Genomic DNA, 17094 nt, shown 5'->3' with positions numbered 1-17094 from the left:
CGGCGCGCGCGCGCCTTTCCATAATGGTCGCACCTAGTTACGAATTGAATGGCCGTTCTCATGCACAAGCTCAAGACCTCGCTCTCCACGCGCCTGCTGCCGGCGCTGTTCCCCCTGATGCTGGCCGCCGCCGCGCCCGCGCAGGCGGCCTATCCGGAAAAGCCCGTGCGCATCATCGTGCCGTACGCGGCGGGCGGCAGCTCCGACGTGCTGGCACGCGGCATCAGCGATCAGCTGGCCAAGGAACTCGGCCAGCCGGTGGTGGTGGAGAACCGCGCAGGCGCGGGCTCGATGATCGGCACGGCCTACGTGGCCGGCGAAGCGGCCGACGGCTACACCCTGCTGCTGGCGGACGTGCCGTTCACCATCGTGCCGGCACTCTATGGCGACCGCGTCAAGTACGACGCTCGCAAGGACTTCGCCCCGATCTCGCTGCTGGGCGTGTCGCCCATGTACCTGTTCGTGAACCCGAACTTCGACGCCAAGACCGTGCCGGCCCTGGTGGCCGCCGCCAAGGAGAAGCCGGCGTCGATCTCGATCGGCTCGGGCGGCAACGGCTCGCTGACCCACCTGATGGCCGAGCTGTTCATGCAGAACACCGCCACCAAGCTGGTGCACATTCCCTACAAGGGCGCCTCGGCCTCGGTCAACGACCTGGCCGGTGGCCAGATCGAGACCAGCTTCACCACGATGCCCACGGCCGCCGCCTTGTTCCAGGGCGGCAAGATCACGCCGGTCGCGGTGTCCTCGCCCGAGCGCATGAAGGAAACGCCCAACGTGCCGACCTTCAAGGAACTCAACGTGCCGAACATGACGGTGCAGAGCTGGTGGGGCCTGATGGCGCCTGCCGGCACGCCCGCCGACGTGCAGGCCCGCCTGGAAGCGGCCATGAAGACGGTGATGCAGGCCGGCCCGGTGCAGCAGCGGCTCGTGAGCGTGGGCGTGAGCGCGCCGGCCGATACCAGCGCCGCCGCACTCAAGCGCCTGCTCGCCGAAGACTTCACGCGCTGGCAGGACGTGGTCAAGCGCGCCGACATCAAGTTCGAGTAAGCGCTCCGGTTTCATGCGTGTCAGGGAGCCTGGAGTTACCCGCCGGTTTGCTTCTTCCCCGACGCGCTTTTTCTGCCTCCGCCGTGACCGCGTGTCACGGCGGTTTTTTGAATTCCAGCGCGTGTGCCCCGATGCAGGCGCGCGCCGCCCGTTAGACGAGACCATCCTATGCAAGCCTGGCTGGAAGCGGCCGCCGCCGACGCGGCCCTGATGAACGATTTCGAGACCATCTGTGCCTTTGGCGGACGCATGTCCGGCAGCGGCCAGGACGATGCGGCGATGGCCTGGGCGCTGGCGCGGCTGCGTCCGGTGGCGCCGCAGGTGAGCCAGGTGCACGTGCCTTACGACGGCTGGCGCTGTCTCGAAGCGAGCCTGACGCTGGCGGACGCGGCGCTGCCGGTGCGTGCGCTGCTGCGCTCGGAGAGCACGCCGGACCAGGGCCTGGAAGCCGACGTGATCGACGTGGGGCAGGGCCGGCCCGACGACTTCGCCCGCGTGGGCGAGGCCGTGCGCGGCAAGATCGCGCTGGTGCGCCACGAGTTTCCCTTCACCGGCGACCACGTGCACCGGCGCCGCAAGTACGACATGGCGGTGCAGGCCGGGGCCGCGGGCTTCCTGATCGCCAACAACGTGCCGGGGCAGGGCGTGCTGTCGGGATCGTCGGGACGGCCGCGCGGTGGCGCCGGCATCCCGGCCGCCTACACCGATCACGAAAGCGCGCAGCGCCTGTCGGCGGCCTGCGCCCAGGGCCAGGCGCGCGTGCGGCTGGTCTTGCGCGGCGAGGAGCTGCCCGAGGCCAAGGCCAGCGTGGGTATCGCCGAGATTCCCGGCGGCCGCGACGGCGTGATCGTGATCAGCGCCCACATGGACGGCCACGACCTGGGCACCAGTGCGCTGGACAACGCCACCGGCGTGGCGACCGCGCTGGCGGCCGCGCGCGCGCTGGCCGACCGCGTGGGCCCGAACACGCCGAGCCTGCGGATCTGCTTCTTCTGCGCCGAGGAATGGGCGCTGACCGGCTCGGCGCGCTATCTCGCCGACATGGATCCGGCCGAGCGGGCGCGCATCAAGTTCGACATCAATCTCGACACCGTGGCCGGCGACATGTCGCTGACCGCGCTGATCAGCGAGTTCCCGGCGCTCGAGCGCGTGGTGAGCAAGGCGGGTGCGAGCGCCGGGGTGCCGGTCGGCACCTGGCTGCCGCTGATGCCGAATTCCGACCATGCCAATTTCGCGCGCCACGGCATTCCGGCGCTGCGCCTGACGGCCGGTTTCGGCAAACCCGATTCGCGCGTCAACCGCATCCTGTCGGCGGGCGACGTGCCCGGCATCATCGAAGAGCGCGAGCTGCGCCAGGCCGTGGCCGTGACCTGCGCCATCGCCGAGCTGGCGCTGGGCATGAGCGACGCCGAGCTGGACGCGCTGGCCCAGCGTTGAACCACGACGGGCGGCCTTGCGCCGCCCGTCCTCAGAACTGCACCAGCCAGCGCTCGACTTCGCCGCGGCCGCGCAAGGCGTCGCGCCAGGCGGCGGGAATCGCGGCCTCGCCGTAGCGCAGGCCGGCCAGCCCGCCTGCGATCGCGGCGGTGGTGTCGGTGTCGTTGCCCAGGGCCACGGCGCGCTTGACGCAGGCCTCGAAGCTGTCGGTCGACAGCAGGCAGTGCAGGGCCGACCAGAAGCTGTCGACCACGTAGCCCGACCCCTGCGGCGCCTCGTAGCGGCCATCGAGCACGATCTTGAGCTCCGCCTCTTCGGTGGTGCCGCCGCAGCGCGACAGCAGTTCGTCCTCGGCGGCGCGCACGGCGTCGGCGGGGGCCACCCCTTCGAGCAATCCCATTCCGGTGAGCGCATAGAGCGCGCAGGCGAGCTGCGAGCGCGCGTGTCCGTGCGTGACCAGGCTCTGTCGCCGCGCCAGCTTGAGCGCGTCGTCGTGGGTGGCGGCGACCATCACCACCGGCAGGCAGCGCATCAGCGAGCCGTTGCCGTTGTCGCGTTCGCCGGCGGGGCCGGCCTGCGGCGCGGCCGCGCCCGCGTCGAGCGCGCGCAAGGCGCGGTCGGTCTGCAGGCCCACGTCGAACACGACGCCGTCGGGCGTGAAGGCACCCTGGCGGTACCAGGCCAGCAGATTGGCGGCGAAGGTGTCGAGATTGAGGCTGCGGTCCTGCAGCAGCGCATCGAGCAGCGCCAGCGCCTGCGCGCCGTCGTCGCTCCAGGTGCCGGGCGGCACGCTCGCGTGCGCCCGCGCGAAGCCTCTGGGCGGAACCATGTCGATCGCGGCCGGCGCCGGAATGGTGGCGGCATCGTGAAACTCGTAGGGCACGCCGAGGGCGTCGCCCACCAGCAGGCCTAGCAGGCCGCCACGAAGCTGGTCCCGGCGGGAAAGTTGGGTCATTCGGTGTACTCGGTTGCGGTGTTGCCGGCCTGGTCGGCCGCGGGGCGCTGCCGGCGTCCTGCCGGGTGCGAGGTGACCGCCCGGGCACGGCGCATGCTTGGCGCCGAAGGCAGTGTCAGGGATCGATCCGGGCTCGGATGGGAGCGCGTGCCGGGGCCGCGTCGATCGGATCGCGATCGTTGCGGCCGCATCGTTCGGTTCGAACGGCGTCCTGATTGTGCGTGACGCGGGCCCGCTTGTCGAATCGCGGCGGGCGGCCTGGCCGCGACCGGCTGGCATGCCAGCGTGAACAGGACCCCGCGCGGCGGGGTGGACGGGGCCGGAAGACCGGCCCGAGCCGGAGTATGCTAGCGCCCGATGATGAACGAGCTGCACAATTTCGTCGATACCGTGATCCACACCACGGCCCAGCATCCCAACTGGGCCGCGTTCGTGATCCTGCTGCTGGCGTTCGGCGAATCGCTGGCGTTCCTGTCGCTGGTCCTGCCGGCGACGGTGATCCTGTTCGGTCTGGGCGGACTGATCGGGGAGAGCGGGCTGTCGTTCTGGCCGTTGTGGGGCGCGGCCGCGCTGGGCGCCTACCTGGGCGACTGGCTCTCCTATGCGATCGGCCGCAAGTTCCAGTACAAGGCGCTGCGCGTCTGGCCGCTGTCGCGCCACCCCGACATGGCCGAACGCGGCCATGCCTTCTTCGGCAAGTGGGGCGCCTGGGGCATCTTCATCGGCCGTTTCTTCGGCCCGCTGCGCGCGGTGGTGCCGCTCATCGCCGGCATCTGCGCCATGCCGCTGCGCCCCTTCCAGATCGCCAACGCGGCCTCCGCGATGGTGTGGGCGTTCGGCATGCTGGCGCCCGGCGCCTTCGGCCTGCCGACGTTGCGCGAGTGGCTCAGTTTCTGAGGACCGTCGGGCCGGGTCGCCCCGGTGGCGCGCGGGCGCCGCGCCGTTGCCTTGCCGGCTTTGCGGCGATCCAGCGCGTTTCGGCATGAGCACATGACGCCGGCCGTCATCCGGCCGGGGTATGCTCCGCGCAGCGGCCGCGTCCGGCGTCCGCGTGACCACCGGCTTTGCACATGCAAGATCCCGTCGATATCGAACGCACCGGCGCCCCGGCCCAGGCCAGCACCGCCGGTGCCGCGGCCGCCATTCCCTGGCGCGAGGCCTTCTGGTTCTGGTTGCGCCTGGGCTTCATCAGCTTCGGCGGGCCCGCGGGCCAGATCGCCATCATGCATGCCGAGCTGGTGGGGCGGCGGCGCTGGATCAGCGAGCGGCGTTTCCTGCACGCGCTCAACTACTGCATGCTGCTGCCCGGCCCGGAGGCGCAGCAGCTCGCCACCTATCTGGGCTGGCTCATGCATCGCACCTGGGGCGGCATCGTGGCGGGGGCGCTATTCGTGCTGCCGTCGCTGTTCATCCTGACCGGCTTGTCGTGGCTCTATCTGGCGCAGGGTGACGTGCCGTGGGTGGCGGGCCTGTTCTACGGCATCAAGCCGGCCGTGGTGGCGATCGTGCTGCACGCGGCGCACCGTATCGGCGGGCGCACGCTGCACAATCCCGCGCTGTGGACCATCGCGGCAGGCGCGTTCGTGGCGATCTTCGCCCTCGGCATGCCGTTTCCGCTGATCGTCGCGCTCGCCGCGCTGGCGGGCTACCTGGGGGGCCGCTGGCGGCCGGGGCTGTTCGCCGCGCGCGCCGGCCATGGCGCGGCCGCCGCGGGCCATGGCCCCGCCCTGATCGACGACGACACGCCCACGCCGCCGCACGCGCGTTTTCGCTGGGCGGGGCTGGCGCGGGTCGCGGCCTGTGGGCTGCTGCTCTGGCTGGGCACGCTCGGCGCGCTGGCCGCCGTGTTCGGCTGGCAGGGCGCCTATGTCCAGATGGGGCTGTTCTTCACCAAGGCCGCGCTGCTGACCTTCGGCGGCGCCTATGCCGTGCTGCCGTATCTCTACCAAGGCGCGGTGGACCATTTCGGCTGGCTCACGGCCGGCCAGATGATGGACGGCCTGGCCCTGGGTGAGACCACGCCCGGGCCGCTCATCATGGTGGTGGCGTTCGTGGGCTTCGTGGGCGGCTACACGCACGAGCTGCTGGGCCCGGGCTCGCCGGTACTGGCCGGCGCCCTGGCGGCCACGGTGGTGACGTGGTTCACCTTCCTGCCGTCGTTTCTGTTCATCCTGGCAGGCGGGCCGCTGGTCGAGGCCACCAAGCACGACTTCAAGCTGTCGGCGGCGCTGACCTTGATCACCGCGGCGGTCGTGGGCGTGATCCTCAACCTGGCCGTGTTCTTCGGCTACCACACGCTCTGGCCGCAGGGGCTGGACGCGCCGCCGGACCTGCTGGCGGCGGCGATCGCGGTGGCCGCGCTGGTGGCGCTGGTGCGCTTCAAGCGCGGACCGATCGAGGTCGTGCTGGTGTGCGGCCTGGCCGGCGTGGTGGCGCGGATGGCGGGCTGAGGGCCCGCCCGCTGCCGGCCGGCCCGCAGCCCCTCAGGCTTCCTGGAGGCGGGCGATCCATTCGCCATGGGCGGCGTCGCCCGCAGGGTTGCGCGCGCACGCATCGAGTTCGGCCGTCATCCCGAACGCGCGCCAGACCACGGGCTCGAGCCGGGCCACGGGCGCGTCGCGATGGTCGCGCAGCAACTGCAGCGCGCGCTCGCGGTATTCGCCCAGCACCTCCGAGCCGTACTCGCGCGCCTTGCCGAGGCCGGACAGGGCCATGATGGGCAGCGCGGGGTAATCGGGCCACTGCAGCGTCATCTTGATCGGCCAGTCCAGCATGGCGCGCTCGCCCCACAGATTGGCCTTGGGCGTGGTGCCGGTGGCCAGCAGCGTCAGCGTGAAGGCCTGGCTGAGGTAGCTGAGATAGATCGGCATCTTCGCCGCGTCGGGCCGGCGATAGAACGCATCGAGCGGTTCGGCCCGGGCGCCGCCGAGATGGGCGAGCAGGCGTTGCTCGAGTTCGAGCGTCAGGGCGCCAAGCGTGTCGGGCGAGGCCTGGCCGGTCTCGCGGGCCAGCTCGCGCCGCTCGGCGCAGTCCCACAGATGCACGGTGACCTGCCACGGGCCGGTGTCGGTCGCGGCGCCCTCGACCTCGCCGGTCACCAGGTAGCGCGTCTGCGGCGGCACGATGCCAAACAGCGCGTCCGGCGCGTGGGCGCCCGCGGACACAACCGGCCCGCCGCCCTCGACCACCAGGAAGTAGGCGGTGGCGGCCAGGTCGGTCCAGTAGCGCGTGGCCTCGGCCAGGTAGAGCGGCAGCGAGCGCGTCAGCCGGCCGCGCTCGTCCTCGCGTTGCGACTCGGTCTGCTCGTTGTCGCCCGCGCTCACGGTGAAGACGAAGAACGCGACCTCGGGCGTGCCTTCGGGCTTCTGCGTGAAGAACCACTTGGGATTGCGCAGGCCGTAATGCCAGACCGGCTGGCTCAGCGCCAGGGTGCTGACCTTGAAGTCCGCGGGGTCCACCGGCTTGCTGGTGGAGGCCTGGGTGCGCATTTCCTGGAAGGCGCCGGCGAACTGGTCCAGGTGCTGTTTGAGGCCCTGGTGGCCGAGCGCGTAGAGCCGTTCGAGCAGCGCCTCGCCAGCATCGGCGTTGCCGAGCTCCTGGCACGCGCGCAGCAGGTTCAGGCCGGTCATCGGGTCGTGGCGCTCGGGATCATAGGCGGGGCCGACCAGCTCCAGGATCAGCGGGATCTGGCCGTTGCGGCCCAGGTCGCCCGAGATCATGGTGAGGGCGTGCGCGTCGAGCTGCCCGCCGGCCAGCGCCGCGCGATAGCGGGCAACGGCGGCGTCCGTGCGGCCTTGCTCGAGATCCGCGCGCGCGAGCCACAGCTGCGCGCGCCAGCTGCCGGGCAGGGCGGCAACCCGCTGCAGCCCCTGCACATAACCGGCGTCGCCGCCGCGCTCGCGCTGGATCGAGGCCCACCACGACAGGCCGTTGTCCAGGTTGGGATCGGTTTCCAGGGCGCGCCACAGCGTCTGGTCGGCGGCGGTCTCGTCGCCGCGCTCGGTCTGCACCTTGGCCAGGTTGGTGAGCAGGGTGCCGGTGGCGCCGGCGCGTTCCATGCCGGCGCGCAAGGTGGCCTCGGCCTCGTCCAGGCGGCCGAGCTTCATCAGCACGATCCCGTTCACCGTGTGGCTGCGTTCGGCGATCGGGTCGATCTCCACCAGGCGCGCCGCGGCGTCCGGCAGGTCGGCGGCCAGGTCATCGTTCAGGCCGCTGAGAATGAGGTTGTACAGGCCGGCCGGATCGTTCCATTGTTCGCGCAGATTCGGCAGGAACACCTTCTCGCGCCATTCCGGGCGCGTGATGCGCAGCTCGCGACCGTAGGCGTCGTAGACGGTGATCAGGTCGCCGTCGTCGGGTGCGCCCGCCGCGGGTCTGCCCGCCGTGGGTTCGCCCACCGCGGGATCGCCCGCCGCAGCCGCGGGCGGTGCGGCCGGTGTGGGCTCGGCGGCCTTGTCGTCTTGCTTGGCGGAGAGGGCGGAGATCAGGCGCTTGAACACGGGTCTTACCTGCGAAATGACGAAGACCCGCCAGTAAACGCGGTTTGACGCGTGCGTGCCATCGGCCGCGGCGGTCGAAGTGTTGCAAGTCATGTCGCGCCAGCGGCCGGATGGTTGCGCGCGCAGACAATAAAAAACCCCGCCGGGGCGGGGTTTCGGGCGGCGATCGGACGATCAGTCGCGGCGGCTGGTCACTTCGACCAGGTGGTAGCCGAACTGCGTCTTGACCGGACCTTGCACTTCGTTGACCGGGGCGCTGAACACGACGGTGTCGAATTCCTTGACCATCTGGCCCGGGCCGAACGAGCCCAGGTCGCCGCCGTTGCGGCCCGACGGGCACGAGGAATTTTCACGCGCGAGCTGCGCGAAGTCGGCGCCGTTTTCGATGGCGGTCTTGAGTTCGGTGGCCTTGGCTTCGGTCGAAACCAGGATGTGGCGTGCGGTGGCTTGGGCCATGGTGGAGCTCCTGTATGAAGTGCCCGGATGATACTGCACTTCGGCGCCGGCTTTTTCAGGCTGACGCGCTGCCACAGGGGCTCAGACGTGCAGCCCCGGCACACGCGCGCCGCGCGGCGCGAAGAAACCTGCAGTTACGTTTGCGGGCGACAGACCGGCCGGACGCCGGCCCTTGCCATGCCAGTGTACGCGCTCGGCCGTGTCGGGTATTGCCGAGGCGACCGAGCCTGCGCTTTTGGCGTATCGGTGCCGGCCGGCCGTCACGGCTCGTGCTAGGCTCGCCTACACACAGACCGCGCCGCTTGCGGCGCCCGCCAGGAACCCATCGCCGTGCCAGATCGAGACCGCCCCGTGCCACCCATCCATACTCCCTGCTCGCCGACCCGGCGCCGGCTGCTGTTGGGCGCCGGGGCGTTGGGCATGAGCAGCCTGCTCGCGGCCTGCGCTGCGCGCGCGCCGGCCGGCCGCCACACACCGCGCGCGGGCGTGTCCAACGCCCTGGCAGGCCCGGCGCGCGCGGCGGTGCCGGCGCTCAAGCCCGGTGCCCGCGTCGCGATCGTTGCGCCCGCAAGCGGTGCCCCGGTGGCTGCCGACGATGCGGTGCAGTGGCTGCTGGATCGCGGCTACGAACCCGTGCCCATGCCCGCCACCCGCATGCGCATGGAGCCGCCGTACGATTTCCTGGGCGGGCCCGACGAGGCGCGGCTCTCCGATCTGCACGAGGCGTTTCGCGCGCCCGACATCGGCGCGATCTGGTGCCTGCAGGGCGGCTTCGGCTCGTGGCGTCTGCTGGCCGGCCTGGACTACGCACTGATCGCGGCCAACCCCAAACCCTTCATCGGCTACAGCGACATCACCGCGCTGCATCTGGCGCTGCAGGCGCGCGCGGGCTTCGTGACCTTCCACGGTCCGATGCTGGCGCAGGACCTGATGGCGGGCAAGGCCGAGCCCACCGAGTCGCTGGCGTTCGCCATGGTGAGCGGCGGCGTGCCGGCCGGCGCCTGGATCGTGCCGCCGCCCGAATTCGCGCCGCGCGTGCTCTCGCCGGGCCGCGCCACCGGCCGGCTGATCGGCGGCAACCTGGCGCTCATCAGCGCGCTGATGGGCACGCCGTACGAGATCGATACGCAGGACGCCGTGCTGTTCCTGGAAGATGTGAACGAGCACCCGGCCCGGCTCGACCGCATGCTGGCGCAGCTGCGCGCGGCCGGCAAGCTCGAAGGCGTGCGGGCGGTGCTGCTCGGCAGCTTCACGCGCCTGGGGCTCGGCATGCCCGATGCGGCGGCGCAAAGCCTGATCGAGCCGCTGTTGATGGCCAATCTGCGCGAGTTGAATGTGCCTGTCTTGAGCGCGTGGCCGAGCGGCCACGGCGATCCCAACCTGATGCTGCCGCTGGGTGCGCGCGTGACGCTGGACACGGCGCGCGGCGGCCTGCTGCTGGAGCAGGCGGTGGTGCGCTAGGGTCTACGGTCTACTCGTCGCAGATTTCGTAGCCGCTCGACTCATTGTTCACGCCGGTCTTGAGCCAGTAGAACACCTGGCCGCCTTCGGGCAGGTCGGCCTGGCACAGGCGGTACACGTTGCCGTCGCCCTTGGGCGGCTTTTCGGTGCAGGCCGCGCGCCAGCTCACCAGGCGCTCGACCTTGCCCGGCTTGATCTCGGGAAAGGCGAAGTAGGTCTTGCCGAACGACTGCGCCAGCGCCTCGCAACTGACTTCCTTGGGCGCGTCGTCGGCCTGCGCCGCCGCGCTGGCCGCCGCGCTGGCCGCGGCCAGGCCGAAGGCGAGGGCGGAATGCCGCAGGCTGCGATACAAGAACATGATGTCTCCTGGTCGATGAAGGGGCGCCGGCTCAGTCGCCGGACTCGCCCTCGGGCTCGTCGATCTGCTCGGCCTGCAAGGGATAGTCGAACGTGACCTCGTTGGCGTAGACCGGGCGTTCGAGCGCCGGATCGGTCAGCACGGCAATCATGCGATAGCGCCCCGGCACCAGCGGCGGCAGGAAGGTGACGTAGGCCGCCCCTTCGACGTGCAGCACGTAGCGCCGCGAGCCGTCGGCCTGCTGGATCCACTGCACGGGATTGTCGTCCCAGGTCGCGCCGGGCTTGTACTTCTGGCCGCCCGTGGCGCGGCGGCTGCCGTCGCGCCCGCCGGCATGCGGGCCGAGCGTGACCGGCTCGCGGGTGTAGAGCGAATGCAGCGTGCGCTGGTTCTTGTCGCCGATCAGCAGCAGGCGGATGCGCGGGTTCTGCAAGGCCACGCTCACGTCGGTGGGGTTGTCGACGGTGAGCGTGAAGGTGCTGGCGAGCGCGTCGCCGGCCCGGCCGAAATAGTCGAACACGTTGAGCGCGAGCGCCTGCGGCGACTTGGCGGGGCCGCCGTAGGCATACTTGTCGAACGTCATCTCGTCGTAGCGCACCCACTTGACCAGCTCGCCCGCGCGCTTGCTGTCGTAGCGGATCTTGATCCAGCCGCCCGGCTTGGCGTCGAGCACCGCGACGCGGTCGTTTTCCACCACGTACATGCCGCTGCGGCGCGCCGCGTCGGGCGCGTCGTAGAGGTCGAGCCGCGACACCAGGACTTGCTTGTCGGGCCCGAGCGGCAGGTCGTTGTCGCCCTCGATGTCGATGCTGCTGACGCTGCCGTCGGCGCTGAAGCGGGTCACGACCTCGATGGGTTCCAAGCTGCTGTCGAGCGACACCGGCACCTGCCACACGGTGGGCACGACCTTGCCCTCGGCGTCGAAGCGATAGACCTCGTGTCCATAGCTGTTGACGCTGTAGCGGCACGAACCGAAGAAACTGTGATCGTCGGGGTCTTCGGCGCGCGTGATCGAGACGAAGCCCTTGCACGGGCTGGCCGCGCCGCCGGGATGCTGCAGCTCGACGTAGTGGCGGGCGGTCGGGTCATAGCGGAACATGCGGGTCTGGACGTTCTGCGTGCCGCCTGACTGGCCCACCAGAAAGTCGTCGTGGCCGTCGCCGTCGAAGTCGCCCGAGTCGAAGACGTCGACCTCTTCGTCGTCCAGCGTGGCGAGCGCGACCGGCTCGGCCTCGCCGACGCGCACGAACAGCGTCTGCGCCAGGCCGGCCGAGCCCGCGGGCTGCACCGTGACGCCGACGCGCTGGGCGCCGTCCAGCGTGAAGGCGCCCACCAGGCGGCTGTCGGCGGCCTGCGCGGTCGGGGCGAGCAGGGCGCCGCCCAGCAACGCCGCGTACAGCGTGCGCAGGCGGCTGCCCGAGGGGCGCACGAAAGGACCAAGAACGTTCGGCAGTGCTCTGGGCTGCTGGGGCATGCGCCCGCTCCTCGATGTGGCGTGGGGGGTCGGCACGGCCCACGGCGTGGACCGGCTGCGGCTCGGACGCGCGATGGCCCGGCTCGAGATCGGCGAGATTATAGGCATGCCGGGGACGCAAGGTGCTTCAAACCGTTGCGCGCGCATCCGGGTTATCCGGCATACCGCGCACGCGGGGCGGGGGTTCATGCTACCGGGCAGTGGGACATGAGCCTGCAAGAAAGGCAAGCGAGACTTGCACGGGGAGCGGGACCCTCATGAACCGGCATTGCCGACACAAGGAGCTACGCATGAACGCATCACGCCTGTCTCTCTCCGCCGCCGCGCTGGCGACGGCCGTCGCGGCGCTCGCGCTGACGGTCGCGCCGGCCGCGGCGCACCACGGCTGGTCCTGGGCCGAGTCGGAGCAGATCACCCTGCGCGGCACGATCGAGCGCGTGCAGATCGCGCCGCCGCATCCCTGGCTCGGCGTGCGCACCGATGACGGCACCTGGCGCGTCGAGCTCGGCAATCCCACCCAGACCCGCGAGGCGGGCTTCGTCGAGGGCTCGGCCAAGCCGGGCGACACCATCCGCGCCACCGGCAACCGCGACCAGGACAGCGCCAACAAGCGCATGAAGGCGGTGCAGGTCGAAGTGGGCGGCAAGACCTACGACATCTATCCCAGCCGCATCAAGAAGCCCTGAGCATGGCGTTGCTCGAGAGCCTGGCGGCACTGCCGCCCGGCGCGTGGCTGCGCGGGTCGGCCACGCTCTACATCGTGGTGAGCGCGGCCCACATCGTGTCGATCGGTCTGCTGATCGGCGCCATCGTGCCGCTCGATCTGCGCCTGGTCGGCCTGCTGCCGCCGGGACCGCTGGCCGTGCTCGCGCCGGTCCTGGCGCGCGGCGCGGCCGTGGGGCTGGCGCTTGCGCTGCTCACCGGGGCCTGGCTGTTTCTCGCGCAACCGATCGAATACGCCGGCAATCGCGCGTTCCAGCTCAAGCTGGCGCTGGTGCTGCTGGCCACCCTCAATGCACTGTGGGTGCGGCGTGGCCGCGCGTGGCGGCACGCGCTGGCGCAGGGGCGCGCCCCGATCGCCTTGCGGCTGCACGCCGCGCTGTCGCTGCTCGCCTGGCTGGGGTGCGTGCTGGCAGGCCGCTGGATCGGGTTTCTCTGAGCGCGGGGTGACAGGCGGCGCGGGCATTGCGCATAATGCGCCTCACCCGGCGCGGCGCGCGCCGCCTTCATCCGGAGATCCGAAACATGGTGGCCATGGCGATGGCGAGTGTGCGATTGGCGTTGCGGCGGCGCAGGTTGCACGGGCTGCGATCCGGCGCGCTGGCGCTGGCATTGCTCGCGGGATTGGGCGCCGTACAGGCCCAGGTGCAGACCTCGGCCCAGGCCCAAGCCCAGCTCCAGGCCCCGGCCCAAGCCTTCGACCGCCAGGCCCAGACGCAGCGTTTCGCGCGCTGGGTCAGCGATTTCCAGCGTGATTTCCGCAAGCTGGATGGCGTGCGCAATCCCACCGACGCGGACATCGAACGTATCTTCGCCGACACCATCGTGCCGGGCTCGCGCGCGGTCACGTTCGTGCGCCAGATGAGCGAACAGCCGGAGGGGTCGACCGCGGGCGGCATCGCCTTCGCCGGACCGCGCCGGCTGGTGCTGAGCGTGCTGCGCCAGGCCGTGGTCGCGGGCGACGGCGGACCCTACACCGACGCGCCACCGGGCAAGGCGCCGCAGCAGCTGCGCGCCTGGTATCTGCACATCGATGGCGGCGGCATGCTGGAGCCGCTGTTCGCGGACCGCGAGATCTACACCGACTACCGCCTGCCGGCCACGGGCACGCTGGAACGCGAGGTCTATCCGTTCCTGCTGTTCCAGGAGGGCGCGACGCTGCGATTGGGCGCGATCACGCGCGAGTTCTGGGCGGTGATCCAGTATCTCGACAACAAACAGCATGGGTGAGGCCACGATGCCCCGTCTTCGTTGCCGTGCCTTGGGCGCCGTGTTGCTGGCCGCGTGGCCCATGCTGGGATGGGGCGCGTGCGCCCCGCTCGAGACGCCGTTTTCGCAGAGCGCCGCGGCCGAAGGGTTGCGCGCGCAAGCATTGAGCCTCGAACTGCCGCCCAACGAGACCCGCGTGCTGCTCGGGCAGCAGGGCGAGCGCGTGGTGGCAGGCCCGGCGCTCATCGACGTGGCGCAGGAAGGCGACCTGCTGCCGCGCACCTGGACCGACGCGGTCGACTGGTCGGTCTATGGCGCGGCCGATGCGGCTCACGCCGCCACGGTGTTGCAGCGCGACGCCGATGGCCGGCTGTGCCGGATCGAGCGCTTTCGCGTCGCGCTCGGGCAGCGCGTGAGCGACGGCGGCTTCCGCCTGGCCTACGACGCGCAGGGCCGGCTCATCGCCTATGCCAGTTACGACACGGCGCGGCGTTCGAACGCCCGGCTGGCACAGGCCTGCCTGCGCCGCGACGCGCAAGGTCGCATCACGGCGTTTCATGGCGAATGCGCCGAAACACCCCGGCTGCCGGTGTACTACGTGCGCGATGCGCAGGGCGCGCTGGAACGCATCATCGATCTGCGCGCCGGTGCGCTGGGTGCGGTGGTGCACCGCTACGGCGCCGACGGCAAGGTGGCCGCGGTCTACCGCGCGCGTCCGGATGCCTCGCAGCCCGATCACGTGACGGCGCATGCCGTGCCGCCGAACGACAACGATCGCGTGCTGGTGGTGGCGCCGGACGCCGGGCCGGCGCTCGATACCGAGATTCCGGACGAACCGTGGCAGCTGGTGCGCGTACCCGCCGATACGGTGGAGGGCGACGCGCTGCCGTCCTGGGATCCGGCCGTGCACACGGTGCTGATGCAGGGCCGCACCGACGCGACCGGCAAAGTGGCGCTGGCCGCAGAGCAGGTGCCCGCGTTCCATCAGGCGCTGCGCGACACGCCGGGGCGGGTGTTTCTCTACATCTCGCCGATGGCGCGCTATCTGCCGCTGACCGCGCTGGGGCCGGACGTGTGGCGGGCCTGCACGGACCCGGGCAACACGGATCCCAGGGCATGCGGGTGAGGGCGGTTGGGGCTGGCTGACAACTAGCTGAACAAAAAGTTATCAAGATATGACGACAAAGTCGTTCGTGCGCGCACGGCGGCTGGCTATCTTGCCCTCCACGCGGCCGCGCTGTGCCGGCCGCGATTCTGGAGGATGACCCCATGTCCCTGCGACGACGCCTGGCCCGCATCGGCCTCGCCCTGGCCGCGCTGCTGAGCGCGCCCGCATTGGCGCAACACGCCGATTTCCTGGTCTCGACCGACTGGCTCGAGAAGAATCTCGACAACCCCAAGCTGAAGGTCATCGAGGTGAGCGTGAACCCCGGCCTGTTCGAGCGTGGCCACATCCGCGGCGCCAGCAACTTCAGCTGGCACACCGATCTGGTGGACACGGTGTCGCGCGATATCGCGTCGCCGCAGCAGTTCCAGGCCTTGCTGGCGCGCGCGGGCGTCAACGACGACAGCACCGTCGTGCTCTACGGCGACAACAACAACTGGTTTGCCGCCTGGGGCGCGTGGGTGTTCGACATCTATGGCGTGCCGAACGTGAAGCTGCTCGACGGCGGCCGCAAGAAGTGGGAGGCCGAGGGCCGCCCGCTGTCGAACCGCGTACAGGTGCACGCGCCCGGCAACGCCAAGGTCAAGACGGCCAACGCCGCGCTGCGCGCGCGCCTGGGCGACGTGCTGGCGGTGGCCCGCCAGGAAAAGCAGGCGGTGCTGGTGGACATCCGTTCGGCCGACGAATACCAGGGCAAGGTGTTTGCGCCCTCGGGCGTGCAGGAACTCGCGGTGCGCGCCGGCCACGTGCCGGGCGCGGTGAACGTGCCCTGGGGCAAGCTGGTGGCCGAGGACGGCACCTTCAAGTCGGCCGAGGAGCTCAAGGCCATCTACCAGGCCGTGGGTGTGGACGGCAGCAAGCCGGTGATCACCTACTGCCGCATCGGCGAGCGCTCGAGCCACAGCTGGTTCGCCTTGAGCAAGCTGCTGGGCTATGACGTGCGCAACTACGACGGCTCGTGGACGGAGTACGGCAACAGCGTCGGCGCGCCGATCGCCAATCCGGCCGGCACCGTGTGGGGCAAGACCTGATCGTGGCTGTCACGTCGGCACCGACGCCGGCCGGGCTCGTCCCGGCCGCGAGCGCTCGTCTTCTCGCCCTGGTCGTGGCGGTCGCGCTGATCGCGGCCGCTTTCGTGTTGGCGGGCGCCGGCGGGGGCACCGCCGGGCGCGAGCTGGCGTTCTCGCTGTTGTTGGGCGGCGCCTTCGGCGTGACGCTGCAGCGCTCCCGCTTCTGCTTCTACTGCATCACGCGCGATTTCATCGAGCGGCGCGAAACCGAGGGTCTGGTCGCCATCCTGGTGGCGTTGGCGGCGGGCACGCTGGGTTATCTGGCGCTGTTCGGCGCCATGCTGCCGGTGCCCACCGGCCGGCTGCCGCCCGGCGCGCACATCGGTCCGCTCAGCGTTGCACTGGTTGCCGGCGCGGCGTTGTTCGGCGTGGGCATGACCGTGTCGGGCTCGTGCATCAGCGCGCATTTCTATCGGCTGGGTGAGGGGCACTGGCCGTCGTTGCTCGCCCTGCTTGGCGCCGCCTTGGGCTTCGTGCTGGGCTTTCTCACCTGGAATCCGCTTTACCTGGGCCTGATCCAGGCCGCGCCCGTGGTGTGGCTGCCGCAGCATCTGGGCTATGGCGGCACGGCGCTGGTGCAACTGGCGCTGCTGGGCGGCCTGGCGACGGTGGTCTGGCGCGCGGGGCAGCGCGCGCGGGGTGCGGCGCCAGCGATTGCGCGCGCAACCACATCGGCTCTGCCGCCGCCTGGTCTCTGGACCCTGCTGGGCACGCGGCGCTGGCCGCCGGTGGCGGCTGGCCTGATCGTGGGCGTCATCGGCGTGCTGGCCTATCTGCGCGTGGCGCCGCTGGGTGTGACCGCCGAGCTCGGCAGTCTTGCGCGCACCGGTGCGGCGGCTGCGGGCTGGTTGCCCGATCGGCTGCAGGGCCTGGACAGCTTCGCGGGCTGCGCCACCGTCGTGAAGGCCGCGCTGCTGTCGAACAACGGCGTCTTCGTGCTGGGGCTGGTGGGCGGTGCATTCGCGGCCGCGCTGAACGCCGGCGCGTTTCGCGTGGCACGGGCAGGCGCCGGCAAGCTGGCACGGCAGTTCGCCGGCGGTGTGCTGATGGGCTGGGGCGGCATGACCGCGCTCGGCTGCACGGTCGGCACCTTGCTGTCCGGCATCTCGGCCGGCGCGGCGTCGGGCTGGGTATTCGGCGCGGTCTGCGTGCTGGCCATCTGGCTCAGCCTGGCCATCGCGCGCCGCGGGTGGGGTGTGGGGCGGGCCGACTGAGCGGACACGGGGCCGCGTGCGCCGGA

Annotated in this window: 16 protein-coding genes; 11 read left to right on the top strand and 5 right to left on the bottom strand. The window is 71.0% G+C overall.

The annotated features are described in order from the left end of the window. Positions 1 to 48 precede the first annotated feature (48 nt). Together CEG14_RS10965 and CEG14_RS10960 are read left to right on the top strand one after the other, a co-directional pair. Positions 49 to 1050, top strand: a complete 1002-nt coding sequence (locus tag CEG14_RS10965) for a Bug family tripartite tricarboxylate transporter substrate binding protein (RefSeq protein ID WP_094826394.1) — start codon at positions 49 to 51, stop codon at positions 1048 to 1050. A 168-nt stretch (positions 1051 to 1218) separates the two neighbouring features. Further along, the gene (locus tag CEG14_RS10960; RefSeq protein ID WP_094826393.1) at positions 1219 to 2487 is read left to right on the top strand and encodes a M28 family peptidase; all 1269 of its coding nucleotides are present in this window, start codon (positions 1219 to 1221) and stop codon (positions 2485 to 2487) included. Between the two features lie 31 nt (positions 2488 to 2518). Here CEG14_RS10960 and CEG14_RS10955 read toward each other — a convergent pair whose 3' ends face one another. Next, positions 2519 to 3442 (bottom strand): ADP-ribosylglycohydrolase family protein, encoded by a 924-nt coding sequence (locus CEG14_RS10955; protein ID WP_094826392.1) that lies wholly within the window; start codon positions 3440 to 3442, stop codon positions 2519 to 2521. A 357-nt stretch (positions 3443 to 3799) separates the two neighbouring features. Here CEG14_RS10955 and CEG14_RS10950 point away from each other — a divergent pair, with 357 nt between their 5' ends. Together CEG14_RS10950 and chrA are read left to right on the top strand one after the other, a co-directional pair. Beyond that, positions 3800 to 4339 (top strand): DedA family protein, encoded by a 540-nt coding sequence (locus CEG14_RS10950; RefSeq protein ID WP_217904394.1) that lies wholly within the window; start codon positions 3800 to 3802, stop codon positions 4337 to 4339. 173 nt (positions 4340 to 4512) lie between these two features. Next, on the top strand, positions 4513 to 5892 hold the full coding sequence (gene chrA, locus CEG14_RS10945) for a chromate efflux transporter (protein ID WP_094826391.1): 1380 nt from the start codon (positions 4513 to 4515) through the stop codon (positions 5890 to 5892). A gap of 33 nt (positions 5893 to 5925) precedes the next feature. Here chrA and CEG14_RS10940 read toward each other — a convergent pair whose 3' ends face one another. Both CEG14_RS10940 and CEG14_RS10935 read right to left on the bottom strand, forming a co-directional pair. Continuing rightward, positions 5926 to 7941: a tetratricopeptide repeat protein gene (locus CEG14_RS10940; protein ID WP_094826390.1), complete on the bottom strand. Its 2016-nt coding sequence runs from the start codon at positions 7939 to 7941 to the stop codon at positions 5926 to 5928. Positions 7942 to 8115: 174 nt separating this feature from the next. Next, positions 8116 to 8397 carry a peptidylprolyl isomerase gene (locus CEG14_RS10935; RefSeq protein ID WP_094826389.1) on the bottom strand — a complete coding sequence of 94 codons (282 nt, stop codon included), beginning with the start codon at positions 8395 to 8397 and terminating at the stop codon, positions 8116 to 8118. A gap of 522 nt (positions 8398 to 8919) precedes the next feature. Between CEG14_RS10935 and CEG14_RS10930 the strand changes: the two genes are divergently transcribed. Then, on the top strand, positions 8920 to 9858 hold the full coding sequence (locus tag CEG14_RS10930) for a S66 peptidase family protein (protein ID WP_094827495.1): 939 nt from the start codon (positions 8920 to 8922) through the stop codon (positions 9856 to 9858). 10 nt (positions 9859 to 9868) lie between these two features. On the opposite strand, the gene CEG14_RS10925 is transcribed toward CEG14_RS10930, so the two are convergent. Together CEG14_RS10925 and CEG14_RS10920 are read right to left on the bottom strand one after the other, a co-directional pair. Beyond that, complete coding sequence (locus CEG14_RS10925; protein WP_094826388.1) at positions 9869 to 10216, bottom strand: hypothetical protein; 348 nt, start codon at positions 10214 to 10216, stop codon at positions 9869 to 9871. Positions 10217 to 10247: 31 nt separating this feature from the next. After that, positions 10248 to 11690 (bottom strand): hypothetical protein, encoded by a 1443-nt coding sequence (locus tag CEG14_RS10920; protein ID WP_143277198.1) that lies wholly within the window; start codon positions 11688 to 11690, stop codon positions 10248 to 10250. 290 nt (positions 11691 to 11980) lie between these two features. On the opposite strand from CEG14_RS10920, the gene CEG14_RS10910 reads away from it, so the two are divergent. From CEG14_RS10910 to CEG14_RS10885, 6 genes are all read left to right on the top strand, one after another. Further along, positions 11981 to 12376 (top strand): DUF6152 family protein, encoded by a 396-nt coding sequence (locus CEG14_RS10910; RefSeq protein ID WP_094826385.1) that lies wholly within the window; start codon positions 11981 to 11983, stop codon positions 12374 to 12376. Between the two features lie 2 nt (positions 12377 to 12378). After that, positions 12379 to 12849 carry a DUF6644 family protein gene (locus tag CEG14_RS10905; RefSeq protein ID WP_094826384.1) on the top strand — a complete coding sequence of 157 codons (471 nt, stop codon included), beginning with the start codon at positions 12379 to 12381 and terminating at the stop codon, positions 12847 to 12849. Between the two features lie 137 nt (positions 12850 to 12986). Then, positions 12987 to 13640, top strand: coding sequence for a hypothetical protein (locus CEG14_RS10900; RefSeq protein ID WP_143277197.1), 654 nt, complete (start codon positions 12987 to 12989; stop codon positions 13638 to 13640). Between the two features lie 7 nt (positions 13641 to 13647). After that, positions 13648 to 14745, top strand: coding sequence for a hypothetical protein (locus CEG14_RS10895; protein WP_143277196.1), 1098 nt, complete (start codon positions 13648 to 13650; stop codon positions 14743 to 14745). A gap of 143 nt (positions 14746 to 14888) precedes the next feature. Further along, the gene (locus CEG14_RS10890; RefSeq protein WP_094826381.1) at positions 14889 to 15815 is read left to right on the top strand and encodes a sulfurtransferase; all 927 of its coding nucleotides are present in this window, start codon (positions 14889 to 14891) and stop codon (positions 15813 to 15815) included. Positions 15816 to 15817: 2 nt separating this feature from the next. Further along, positions 15818 to 17068, top strand: coding sequence for a YeeE/YedE family protein (locus CEG14_RS10885; protein WP_179280584.1), 1251 nt, complete (start codon positions 15818 to 15820; stop codon positions 17066 to 17068). Positions 17069 to 17094: the final 26 nt, after the last annotated feature.

Origin of the sequence: Bordetella genomosp. 1, assembly GCF_002261335.1 — a bacterium.
Taxonomy (GTDB): Bacteria; Pseudomonadota; Gammaproteobacteria; order Burkholderiales; family Burkholderiaceae_B; genus Bordetella.
This window is presented reverse-complemented; position numbering and strand designations above follow the sequence as displayed.